The following is an 11359-nucleotide window of genomic DNA, read 5'->3' on the forward strand; positions in this document are numbered from 1 at the left end:
TACGATGCCGTCGGCCATCGCCACCACGGGCTGCCAGAACATCATGTTGGCCAGGACGAACGCCAGGCTGCGCTTGGACAAGCCGCAGAACGAATCACGGGATTGCAGGACAGCAGAGGGTTGCTGGGCCAGGAAGGTGAAGTGGCGAACGTCCATGTCAGTCTCTTAGCAATGCAGGAGCACAAGCCCCTGGAGCCTTCATCCTGAAGGCCCATGGCGAGGAAAAATTGATTTCGGCAAGCAGGGTCGAACTGGCAGCCCCTCGATGCCTGACAGGCAAAACGGAACCAGAAAGAAGCAGAGTGCGAGCAGAAATGATATCAATTCAATATCAAAATACTAAATAGCCACTATTCTGGCGTCAATCTTTCATTCGCCTCGCTGTCGTTTCCCTGGGCTTTATCCAGGCATTTTCAGCCTGATGAATAATCCTCATTCCCACTATCCATTGGCTGGATAATTACCCGCCGGCTACGCTGCTGCCCATAAAAACAACAACGGGAATCGGGCCGTGCGAGAAACCACCCAGCACTTTCGTCAGCAATACCGAGCGGCAGTCAGTCCGCGCTACAACCCCTGGCTGCATGGCGGCTTTGTCCTGGCCTATGGCCTGCTGTGCATCGGCCTGCTATGCAGCACCCTGAGCCAGGTGCAGCCCCTGGAATGGCTGGCGGTGCCGCTGGCGCTGCTGTTCTTCAACCTGTGCATCTACGTGGTGCACCGCTGGCTGGGGCATCACAAGCAGCGCTTCGCGCGGATGTTCTATGCCCGCCATACCGGCGACCACCACAGCTTCTTCGCCCCCGGGCTGATGGCTTATGAAGGCTACCGGGACTGGCGGGTGATTCTGTTTCCGGCCTGGCTGATCGTGGTGCACAGCCTGCTCTTCGCCCTGCCCCTGTGGGCGCTGCTGCGCCTGTGGAATGGCAACGTGGCGGCGCTGTTCGCCAGTTGCACCCTGCTCGGCTACCTGGCCTACGAGGTGTTCCATGCCTGCGAGCACCTGCCCGCCAATCACCCCCTGGCGCGCCTGCCCTGGGTGCGGCAGATGCGCCGCCTGCACGAACTGCATCACCGCCGCGAGCTGATGCAGGAGCGCAACTTCAATATTGTCCTGCCGCTGATGGACTGGCTGTTCGGTACCCTGCACTGGCAACCGCAAGAGCCGCCAGCCGTCACTTCCACCCCTGACGAGGCCACGCCCATGACCCGCATGCAGCACCAGGTCGACATCCCCCGCAGCGCCGCCAGCACCCTGGCCTATGCCGCCAGCTCGCGGCTCTGGCCACAGTGGCACCCCTCCTCGCTCAAGGTCGAGGGCGACGAAGGCCCGCTGTTCGCCGGGCAAGGCTTCGAGGAAGACATCCATGCCGGCGGGCGCAGCGGCCACCTGAGCTGGACGGTCGAGGAGTACCTGCCCGGGCACCGCTGGCGTGCCAGCGCCCGGGGCGATCACGGCCTGCACCTGCAGGTGACCTACGAATGCCAGCCCCTGGGGGCGCAGCACACGCGCTTCGTACGGACCCTGGAGTACGGCTTTGACAACCTGCTGATGCGCCTGGGCAATCAGCTGTTATTCAAGCGACGGATAGAACGGGAATCCGCCGCCTCATTGCTGGCATTGTGCGAGATGGCCCAGCAAGCTATCCCGCTGCCCGCCACCGAGGCCCCCGGCCGCCCGTCCTGAGGCCGCCCCGACAGGAGTCATTGCATGAATCAGATTGCCCCCCGCCGCTTCAGCGGCCTGCGGATTGTCCTGCTGGTGCTGCTGGCCGTCCTGGCCTTCCTGCTGCTGATGCCGACCAGGGTCCAGCCGGTGGCCTGGAACCCGGCGCCGGCGCCGTCCCTGAGCCAGGGGCCGTTTGCCGAGAACCAGAAGCTCAAGGCCGTGCAGCCGGTGGGCGCCCGGGACATCGACGGCCCCGAAGCCCTGCTGCTGGAACACGAACAACTGCTCAGCGGCCTGCATGACGGCCGGGTGATCCAGACCAGCCTCGACGGCAGTGCGCTCAAGGTGCTGGTCAATACAGGCGGCCGGCCCCTGGGCCTGGCCCGGCACCCGGACGGGCGCCTGATCATCGCCGATGCCATCAAGGGCCTGCTGGCCCTGGACAGCCAGGGCCAGTTGCAGACCCTGAGCACCGAGGCCAAGGGCCTGAAGTTCGGCTTTACCGACGATGTGGCGGTCGATGCCGCGGGGCGCTACGCCTACTTCAGCGACGCCACCAGCCGCTGGGGCTATGGCCATGACGGCGAAGCGGTGATCGAGCACGGCGCCGATGGCCGCCTGCTGCGCTACGACTTCCAGAGCGGCACCACCGAGGTGCTGCTGGACCGCCTGGAGTTCGCCAACGGCATTGCCCTGGGGCCGGACGAGGCCTATGTGCTGGTCAATGAAACCGGCGCCTACCGCATCAGCCGCTACTGGCTCAAGGGTGACAAGGCCGGCAGCCACGACCTGTTCATCGACAACCTGCCGGGGCTGCCGGACAACCTGAGCTTCAATGGCGCCGGGCGTTTCTGGGTGGCCCTGTACGCACCGCGCAACCCGTTGCTCGACGCCACCGCGCCCTACCCCTTCGTGCGCAAGATGCTGGTGCGGGCGATGACGGTATTGCCCAAGCCGGTGGAGAAACGCGGCTTCGTGCTGGGCCTGGATACCCAGGGCCGGGTGATCGCCAACCTGCAGGATGGCAGCAGCGGCAACTACTCGCCGATCACCACGGTGCGCGAATATGGCGATGCCTTGTACCTGGGGTCGCTGACGGCCAGGCACATGGCCCGGTTGTCGTTGAAGGAGGCGCTGGCGCCTTGAGGCTGGGTGCGTTGCAGTTTGGGGTGGGGACAGCCCGGCGGGCGTCTGGGCGGCTATGCCGCCCAGCGGGAGCAAGCTCCCTCGCCACAACAAGCGCCTTGCTACTGCGAGCGTCTTTGCTACAGGGGGGTCAGGAACCGGCGGTGAGTTTCCCGGCGATCTCATCCTTGATCAGCAGGCGTTTTTCCTTGAGTTTCTTCAGTTCGTCGTCTGCGGCAGCGGCAGCTTCGGCCTTGAGCACCTGATCGTCGATGCTGGTGTATTTGTCGAACAGCGCATTCAGGTGGGGGTCACTGGCCCGACGCTGTTGAATGTCTTCTTTACTGCAGCTCAGGTCCTGGTAAAGGTCGTGGGTCACCGGCATGGAACACCTCCGTGGTTGATCGGCAGCAAGGGCGTCATCACGCCCCCGCCGGTTATCAGAATGGCCTCGCCGGACCGGGTCTGTCGACCGCCAATCAGACCAGCGGTAACCGTTCGTCGCCACTTTTGCCCTGGATCAACGTCCGCCCAGCGCTTGGGCAAGAAAGGGCGCGGTGCGGCTAGTGCGCTGCTTTGCCACCTGGTGCGGGGTGCCGCAGGCCACCAGGGTGCCGCCCTGGTCGCCGGCACCTGGGCCGATGTCGATCACCCAGTCGGCCTGGGCCACCACGCGCATTTCGTGCTCCACCACCACCAGGCTGTGCCCGGCCGCCACCAGTTTGTCCAGTTGCTCCAGCAGACGGTCCACATCCCGTGGGTGCAGGCCGGTGGTGGGCTCGTCCAGCACGTACAGGGTGGCGCCCCGGGCAGTGCGCTGCAGCTCGGTGGCCAGCTTGATGCGCTGCGCCTCACCGCCGGACAGCTCGGTGGCCGGCTGGCCCAGGCGCAGGTAATCCAGGCCGATGTCGCGCAGCACTTCCAGGGCACGGCGGATGCCCGGTTGTTCGGAAAACACCGGCAAGGCCTGCTCGACACTCAATTGCAGCACCTGGGCGATGTTCAGGCCCTGCCAGGTCACGGCCAGGGTCTGGGGGTTGTAGCGCGCGCCATGGCAGGTCGGGCACGGGGCGAACACGCTGGGCATGAACAGCAGCTCGACGCTGACAAAGCCCTCGCCCTCGCAGGCCGGGCAACGGCCCTTGGCCACGTTGAAGGAAAACTGCCCGGCGTCGAAGCCCCGCTCCCGGGCCTCGTCGGTGGCGGCGAACAGTTTGCGCACCTGATCGAACAGCCCGGTGTAGGTCGCGAGATTGGAACGCGGGGTACGACCGATGGGTTTCTGGTCCACCTGCACCAGGCGCTTGATCTGCTCCATGCCGGCCACCACCCGCCCGCCGCTGCTGACCGGTGCGTCGTCCGCCAGGTCCAGCTCCGGCGCCTCATCGCTGGCCGAAGCCTTGCCCAGGTGCGCGCCCACCAGTTCCAGCAGGGCCTGGCTCACCAGGCTCGACTTGCCGGAACCGGAAACCCCGGTCACCGCGGTAAAGCAGCCCAGGGGAAACTCGGCGTCCAGCTCCTTGAGGTTGTTGCGGCTGATACCTTCCAGCCGCAGCCAGCCCCGGGGCGGGCGCGGGGTACGCCGGGCCGGGGCCTGCTCGGGAAACAGGTAGGCCCGGGTCTGGGACTGCGCCACCTCGGCCAAGCCGGCCGGCGGGCCGCTGTACAGCACCTGGCCACCACGCTCTCCCGCCGCCGGGCCCACGTCCACCAGCCAGTCGGCACGGCGCATGGTCTGCACATCGTGCTCCACCACGAACAGCGAGTTGCCGGCGGCCTTGAGCCGCTGCAAGGCCTCGAACAGTGCCTCGGCATCCGCCGGGTGCAGGCCTGCCGAGGGCTCGTCCAGCACATAGATCACCCCGAACAGCTGCGAGCCCAGCTGGGTCGCCAGGCGCAGGCGCTGCAACTCACCGGAAGACAGGCTCGGCGTGCTGCGCTCCAGGGCCAGGTAGCCCAGCCCGAGGTCGGTCAGGGTGCTGACCCGCTCCAGCAGGTCCTGGGCGATGCGCTGGGCGGCCAGGCGCTTTTCCAGGGACAGGTTCGGCGTATGCCGCACATCCGGCGCGCCACGATGCTCCGGGGCGCCCTGGGCATGGCGCTGCTGACGCGCGGCACGGGTCTGGGCGTGGCTCAGCACCGGATCATCGGCGGGCGCCTGCTCCAGGTAATCTGCCGCCGCCACCGGCCGCAGCACCTCGGCCAGTTGCAGCAGCGGCAGGCGCGCCAGCTCGCCGATATCCAGCCCGGCAAAGGTCACCGCCAGGGCCTCGCGCTTGAGCCGCTTGCCCTCGCACAGCGGGCACGGGCTGCCGCGCATGAATTGCGACACACGCTTTTTCATCAGCGCGCTCTGGGTGTGGGTGAAGGTGTGCAGCACATAGCGCCGGGCGCCGCTGAAGGTGCCCATGTAGCTGGGTTCCTGTTTGCGCTTGAGGGCTTCGCGGGTCTGTTCCGGGGTCAGCCCGGCGTACACCGGTACTGTGGGGGTTTCTTCGGTGAAGAGGATCCAGTCACGCTGCTTTTTCGGCAGTTGCTGCCAGGGGATGTCGACGTCGTAGCCCAGGGTCACCAGGATGTCCCGCAGGTTCTGTCCCTGCCAGGCCAGGGGCCAGGAGGCCACGGCGCGCTGGCGGATGGTCAGCGAAGGGTCGGGAACCATGCTCGCTTCGTCGACCTCATAGACCCGCCCCAGGCCATGGCATTCCGGGCAGGCGCCCTGGGGCGTGTTCGGCGAAAAGTCCTCGGCATACAGCATCGGCTGCCCCGGCGGGTAGCTACCGGCCCGGGAATAGAGCATGCGCACCAGGCTCGACAAGGTGGTCACGCTGCCCACCGAAGAGCGCGTGCTGGGAGTGCCGCGCTGCTGTTGCAGGGCCACCGCCGGCGGCAGGCCGTCGATGCGGTCGACATCCGGCACCCCCACCTGGTCGATCAGGCGCCGGGCATAGGGCGCCACCGATTCGAAGTAGCGACGCTGGGCCTCGGCATACAGGGTGGAGAACGCCAGGGACGACTTGCCCGAGCCCGACACCCCACTGAACACCACCAGCGCATCCCGGGGAATGTCCACGTCGACATTCTTCAGGTTGTGCTCGCGGGCGCCGCGCACCCGGACAAAACCGCTGGCTGGAAAGGACGAAGGGCTCGCCTGGGAAGCATCGGAGGGGCTACGGGAAGCAGTCATGAACCAGCCTTATGTCGAGAACCGCGAACAGTCGAAGCGCGATCATCACACAAGGTCCGAGGCCCGAGGCAAGCCCCGTGGAAGATCGACGCGCGTACCCGGGGTTCGAGCCTCGCCCCCGGCGCAATGTTCCCTGGCGCTTCAGCGACCGTGCTGGCGGCGGGCTTGCTGCTCGGTGCTCAGACGGGTGTGCTGGAGGTCGTAGCGCAACTCGGCAATCAGCTCCGACAGCGCCCGGGAGCTGGTCAGGCCGCGGGTGGCGATGCCGGTGACCAACAGGTCGACGCGCCCGCTGGCGGGGTCGCAGATGCGCACAGTCATGGCCCCGTCGTGGCCGACGGTGCACTGGCAATGCAGGGGCAGGAAGCTGGTTTCAACGATTCTGCGCAGTTCAAGGGTGGAGATCACGGCGGAGCATCCAAAAAAGGTTGAGAAGAAAAACCGCGCAAGACGACGTTTGTTGTTATGGGATCAGGCGGTCGATGCCCCTGTCCTTGGTCAGCAGAAAAAACGTACAAGTTCATTCAACTTCATGCAGCGTAGAAGTTTGACGCCAGTTTGTCGTCGCCCCCTGGGGATTTTTATGCGCTGCTTCACACTTGGCGCCAGGCGCCGCTCAGGCCTCCAGCACCGAACGCACCATGGCGCTCAGGTCTGCAGGCCCGTAGGGCTTGCTCAGCAGGTGGGTGTCGGGGCTGAGCTGGTGGTTGCGCGAAATCATGTCGCGGGTGTGCCCCGAGGTGAACAGCACCGCGATCGGCGGTGCCTGGGTCTTGGCCCAGGTGGCCAGGTCCGTGCTCTTGATCAGACCGGGCATCACCACGTCGGTGAAGATCAGATCGACCTTGAGCCCGTCCAGCAGCAGTTGCATGGCAGCGTCACCATTGCTCGCGGTGCGCACCCGGTAGCCCTCGTGTTCGAGCATTTCCACCGCGGCGCTGCGCACCTCGGCGTTGTCCTCCACCACCAGGATGCTTTCCTCGCCACCGCCCGCCCGCTGACCCGGGCGCGGCGCCTGCTGCAGCGAAGGTTCGGCACTGCGGGCAAAGTACATCTGCACCCGGGTGCCCTGCCCCGGGCTGCTGAAGATCTCGATATGGCCGCCGCTCTGCTTGACGAAACCGAACACCATGCTCAAGCCCAGGCCCGTGCCATGACCGTCGGCCTTGGTGGTGAAGAAGGGTTCGAAGGCCTGCTTGAGCACCTCGGCGGGCATGCCCGGGCCATCGTCAGCCACACTCAGGCACAGGTACTCGCCGGCAGCGATGCCCTTGCCGGCGCAGAAGCGCGAATCCAGCACCTGGTTCTCGGCGCTGATGAGGATCCGCCCCTCGCCGCCCAGGGCATCCCGGGCATTGATCGCCAGGTTGAGCACGGCGTTTTCCAACTGGTTGCGATCCACATGGATGCACCAGGGCTCGGCGGGCAATTGCACATCGATGCAAATGGTTTCGCCCAGGGCCCGCTGCAGCAACTCCCCCAGGCCCTCGTACAGGTGCCGCGGGTTGTAGCTGGCCGGTGACAGCGGCTGGCGCCGAGCAAAGGCCAGCAGTTGGTTCGACAGCTTGGCGCCGCGCTCCACCGCCGTCAGCGCGGCGGCTGTGCGCCGCTGCACATTGGCGTTGCCCGCTTCGTGGCGGGACAGCAGATGCAGGTTGCCGGCGATCACCTGCAGCAGGTTGTTGAAATCATGGGCCACGCCGCCGGTCAGGCCGCCAATGGCTTCGAGTTTCTGCACCTGGCGCAGTTGCTCCTCGGCGCTGAGCCGCGCGTTGACCTCCTCCAGCACCCGCTGCTCCAGGTTGCGGGTCAGTTGGCGCAGGGCTTCCTCGGCGATCTTGCGCTCCTGGATATCGATCAGCACCCCGGGGAAACGCAAGGCCTGGCCCGACTCGTCGAACTCGCAACGGCCACAGGCCAGCACCCAGGTGTAGCTGCCGTCCTCGCGGCGCACCCGGTATTCGGCGTTGTAGGGCCCGCCCTGGGTCACGCTGTACTGGGCCAGTTCCTTGATGCGCGGCAGGTCATCGGGGTGGATGCGGCTTTCGGTGATATCGATCGGCAGGTTGTCCAGGGGCTGGTCCGCCGGGTAGGAAAAGGTCCGGGCAAATCGCTCGTCGCAAGACAGCACGTCGGCCTGGACGTCCCAGACGAAGGAGCCCAGCAACGCACCGGCATTCAGCGCCAGCTGCACGCGCTCGTTCTCCGCCCGGTAGGCGGCCTCCGCGGCCTGGCGGCGGCGCTCGGAAATCACATGGGCGGTGGTTTCCACGACAATGGCGATGACCCCGGCCGGAGCCTGGTCGTCCCCCGCCACCGGGCTGTAGTAGAGGTCCATCCAGACGTCTTCCGGCACCCCGTTGCGCAGCAGCACCAGTTCCTTGTTGTGATAGGACAGGGTGCCGCCGCTGAGGCAGGTGTTCACCACCCCGCGGTTGAACTCGGCAACCTCCGGCCAGCCCATCTCCACGGCGCAGCCCAGCAGGTAGGGATGGCGGCCGCCGGCGAACTCGGCATAGGCATCGTTGTAGATCATGTAGCCCAGGGGGCCCCAGAGCATCACCATCGGCAGCGGCGAGCCGAGCATCAGCTGCACTGTGCTGCACAGGCTGTGGCTCCAGTGCTGCAACGCCCCGAGGCTGGTGGCGGACCAGTCGAAGGCACGGATGCGCTCGGCCATCTCGCCCTTCCACCCCTGGCACCCGTGATGATCAGATAAGAACGGCATGAACGGACTCTACGAAAAACGTGGCACAGCGTGGGTTTTCAAGAGGCAGCAACGCAGCCTCCAGAGCCTTTGAGCACGGTGCACGCGGATGGTTTCACCAGGGCCTGGATCGGCTTCGCCACTGGTCGGCCATGCCGCCGGGCAACGCCCTTCGCGCGACTGAAAAAACAGAATAGGCGATGGCCCGGGTTCCAGGCGGACGCCGACAGGCGCCGCCTGAAAAAGAGCGGATTGCCCGCTCCCTGCCCCTCAGTCGGTGCCGTATTTCGGCGAACGCGGACCGTACAGCAAGCCGGTGCGTTGCCCGGCCGACAGCAGGCGCTGGCTGGTGATGCCGGCAATCGGATGGCCGGCGTCGGTGCTGGTGTTGATGATCTGCTTCACCGCAGCGGTGATCAGCATGCCCACCAGGCCACCGTTGTTGCCGTTGTTGCCTTCCTCACTGGAGGCGCGGGCGCTGCCGGTCCACAACGTGGTGCCGGTCTTCAGGTCCACCAGGGTGGCGCTGGCGGTGACCACGGTGGCGCTGCTGATCAGCATGTAGCTGGTGCCGTATTCCTTGACCGTGATGTACAGGCCGGCATCGGCACCGAAGATCTCGTTGAGCTTGGCCGGCGCCAGGCCGTGGATGTCCGCCGGGTTGGTCAGGCCGTTGTGGCGGAAGGTTTCATCCACCACCGCGATCGGCATCACGTAGTAACCGGCTTCGGCCAGGGGAAAGGTCACCTGGGACAGCATGCTGTAGGTGGCCTTGATGTCCGGCGATTCATTGAGCGGCGGCAGCACCAGGATCGACTTCGGCCGGGCCTGCTTGTAGGCCGAGTAGTCCACGCTCCTGGGCGCGGCGCAGCCCACCAGCAGGCTCACGGCCAACAGGCCCAGCAGGTTGCGCAGGGTCATCAGGCTCATTGGGCGGCTCCCTTCTTGGCGTTCTTGAGCAGGAAGTCCATGTACGAGGCGGATTCGGGGAACAGCGCCTTCTCGGTATTGAACTGCTGCACCATCTGGTCATCCTTGCCCAGGCTCGCGTAGAGCATACCCAGGTGGGCGTGGTAGCCCGGCGGCACGGCCTTGCCGGTGGACTTGATCTTCTGCAGGTCGCGCTCCAGGGCCTCGACCTGGGCCTCCCGGGCCTCCTCGCCCTTGAAGTACTCGTAGGTCTGGGCCTGGTAGGTTTCCCACTGGTACAGCGTCTTCGGCCCGCTGCAACCGGCCAGCAGCACACAGCCCAGCAAGGCGCCGGCCATCATTGGCCGCGCCATCATCGTCTTCGACATGCTTGCACTTCTCCCTGTCAGCTGTGTGATCAGCGGCCCGGTTTCCAGGCGCCGGCGTCGATGGCCTCGACCATGCGGTTGACCGCCTCGCGCATGGCCAGGTCGAGGACCTTGCCGTTGAGGGTCGAATCGTAGGCAGCGGTACCGCCGAAGCCGATCACTTCACGGTTGGACAAGGCGTACTCGCCAGCGCCCTGGGTCGAATAGACCACTTCGGAGGTGCTGATGTTGACGATGTTCAACGCCACCTTGGCGTAGGCCACCTGGGTCTTGCCGCGGCCGAGGATACCGAACAGCTGGTGGTCGCCGGTTTCCTTGCGACCGAACTCGGTGACATCGCCGGTGACCACGAAGTCCGCGCCCTTGAGCTTCTGCACCTGGCCCTTGATGGCCGCTTCCTGCTGGATCTCGCCCATGTTGTCGCGGTCCAGCACGCTGAAGCGGTTGGTCTGCTGCAGGTGGGTGATGAGGATGGTCTTGGCCTGGCCGCCGAGGCGGTCGACGCCATCGGAGAAGATTCCGCGCATGTAGCTGGAGCGGTTGTCGAACTTACCCACGGCCATCGGCACCCGGGCTCCGGTCCATACTTGGCTGGCGCTCTGGACCTTCTCCACCGGCAAGGCCCGGGAGCTTTCCGTGGCGCAACCGCTCATGCCCGCCAGCACCGCCAGTGCTACAGCGGACAACATCAACTTCGAGATCACTCTCACTCTATGTTCCTTCTTGAGTATCCATTTGGGTGCACTGTCTAGATGCACTTGCGCCCTGCCGCACGTCTGCGGCCCCAGTCTGTGCAGGCTCGAAAGTCGTCGGCCGAGCGTTCTGAAACTTGATGCAGGGGGCATCATCGGCGGCGATTATGCCAAAGCGCCATCAGTGCGAAAAGGAATAAAAAACCTTGGCGTCATTCTGTAACCATTGCCACAGACTCGGGGATAGCAAAGCGGCAGGCCACTGCCGATCCGCGTTTCGTGTAGCCGCTGCCGCAGGCTCGGGCCGCGGTCGGACGAACGGCTTGGACGGCATTGCGACGCAGCAGACGCGACGGTCTTGAGGACGCCGGGGTTCCGGCGGGAGACCGCCAAGCAAGGCCCTGCGGGCCTTTTCGCAGCCTCGCCCGGGCTCGGCAGCGGCTACATCAGCGAAAGTCGCGGCTGCGTACGTGAATGCCATCCAGCAGCGGGCTCAGGTCACTCAGGCGCCCGGCAATCAGGTGGCGCACCTCGCCCTCGGTTTCCAGGGTGCCGTCGACCTTGAGCAACTGCGCGCCCACCAGCACCCGGCGCTGGCGCTCGGCCAGGTCGCGCCAGACCACCACATTGACGTTGCCGAACTCGTCTTCCAGGGTCACGAAGGTCACCCCGCTGGCGGTG

Annotated in this window: 10 protein-coding genes; 2 read left to right on the forward strand and 8 right to left on the reverse strand. The window is 65.7% G+C overall.

Annotated features, from left to right (window positions below; genetic code table 11):
- Nucleotides 1-511 precede the first annotated feature (511 nt).
- Both F6S12_RS26545 and F6S12_RS26550 read left to right on the forward strand, forming a co-directional pair.
- Nucleotides 512-1687, forward strand: coding sequence for an SRPBCC family protein (locus F6S12_RS26545; RefSeq protein WP_011061964.1), 1176 nt, complete (start codon nt 512-514; stop codon nt 1685-1687).
- Nucleotides 1688-1711: 24 nt separating this feature from the next.
- Nucleotides 1712-2815 carry an SMP-30/gluconolactonase/LRE family protein gene (locus tag F6S12_RS26550; RefSeq protein WP_019094006.1) on the forward strand — a complete coding sequence of 368 codons (1104 nt, stop codon included), beginning with the start codon at nt 1712-1714 and terminating at the stop codon, nt 2813-2815.
- Between the two features lie 130 nt (nt 2816-2945).
- Here the strand turns inward: F6S12_RS26550 and F6S12_RS26555 are convergent, their stop codons facing one another.
- The 8 genes from F6S12_RS26555 to F6S12_RS26590 all read right to left on the reverse strand — a co-directional run.
- Entirely contained in the window at nt 2946-3179 is a 234-nt protein-coding gene (locus F6S12_RS26555) for a DUF465 domain-containing protein (protein WP_015636110.1), read from the reverse strand.
- Nucleotides 3180-3314: 135 nt separating this feature from the next.
- Nucleotides 3315-5981 carry an ATP-binding cassette domain-containing protein gene (locus F6S12_RS26560; protein ID WP_011061966.1) on the reverse strand — a complete coding sequence of 889 codons (2667 nt, stop codon included), beginning with the start codon at nt 5979-5981 and terminating at the stop codon, nt 3315-3317.
- Between the two features lie 141 nt (nt 5982-6122).
- Nucleotides 6123-6389 carry a DUF1652 domain-containing protein gene (locus F6S12_RS26565; protein WP_011061967.1) on the reverse strand — a complete coding sequence of 89 codons (267 nt, stop codon included), beginning with the start codon at nt 6387-6389 and terminating at the stop codon, nt 6123-6125.
- A gap of 208 nt (nt 6390-6597) precedes the next feature.
- Nucleotides 6598-8709: a PAS domain-containing sensor histidine kinase gene (locus F6S12_RS26570; RefSeq protein WP_174395667.1), complete on the reverse strand. Its 2112-nt coding sequence runs from the start codon at nt 8707-8709 to the stop codon at nt 6598-6600.
- A 249-nt stretch (nt 8710-8958) separates the two neighbouring features.
- The gene (locus F6S12_RS26575) at nt 8959-9609 is read right to left on the reverse strand and encodes a DUF799 domain-containing protein (RefSeq protein WP_169893267.1); all 651 of its coding nucleotides are present in this window, start codon (nt 9607-9609) and stop codon (nt 8959-8961) included.
- A gap of 5 nt (nt 9610-9614) precedes the next feature.
- Nucleotides 9615-9986, reverse strand: coding sequence for a DUF4810 domain-containing protein (locus F6S12_RS26580; protein WP_011061970.1), 372 nt, complete (start codon nt 9984-9986; stop codon nt 9615-9617).
- 29 nt (nt 9987-10015) lie between these two features.
- A complete protein-coding gene (locus F6S12_RS26585) occupies nt 10016-10675 on the reverse strand; it encodes a CsgG/HfaB family protein (protein ID WP_187682891.1) in 660 nt (219 codons plus the stop codon).
- A gap of 449 nt (nt 10676-11124) precedes the next feature.
- The coding region (locus F6S12_RS26590; RefSeq protein WP_315869489.1) for an OB-fold nucleic acid binding domain-containing protein at nt 11125-11359 on the reverse strand (235 nt) is incomplete at its 5' end.

The sequence above is a fragment of the Pseudomonas sp. JV245A genome (genome assembly GCF_032424515.1).
GTDB classification, from domain to species: Bacteria; Pseudomonadota; Gammaproteobacteria; order Pseudomonadales; family Pseudomonadaceae; genus Aquipseudomonas; species Aquipseudomonas protegens.

Bases quoted from the DNA above. Each gene is read 5' to 3' on its own strand.
- F6S12_RS26575 (WP_169893267.1), bottom strand. From the start codon at position 9,609: ATGACCCTGCGCAACCTGCTGGGCCTGTTGGCCGTGAGCCTGCTGGTG.
- F6S12_RS26550 (WP_019094006.1), top strand. From the start codon at position 1,712: ATGAATCAGATTGCCCCCCGCCGCTTCAGCGGCCTGCGGATTGTCCTG.
- F6S12_RS26580 (WP_011061970.1), bottom strand. From the start codon at position 9,986: ATGTCGAAGACGATGATGGCGCGGCCAATGATGGCCGGCGCCTTGCTG.
- F6S12_RS26555 (WP_015636110.1), bottom strand. From the start codon at position 3,179: ATGCCGGTGACCCACGACCTTTACCAGGACCTGAGCTGCAGTAAAGAA.
- F6S12_RS26570 (WP_174395667.1), bottom strand. From the start codon at position 8,709: ATGCCGTTCTTATCTGATCATCACGGGTGCCAGGGGTGGAAGGGCGAG.
- F6S12_RS26585 (WP_187682891.1), bottom strand. From the start codon at position 10,675: ATGTTGTCCGCTGTAGCACTGGCGGTGCTGGCGGGCATGAGCGGTTGC.
- F6S12_RS26560 (WP_011061966.1), bottom strand. From the start codon at position 5,981: ATGACTGCTTCCCGTAGCCCCTCCGATGCTTCCCAGGCGAGCCCTTCG.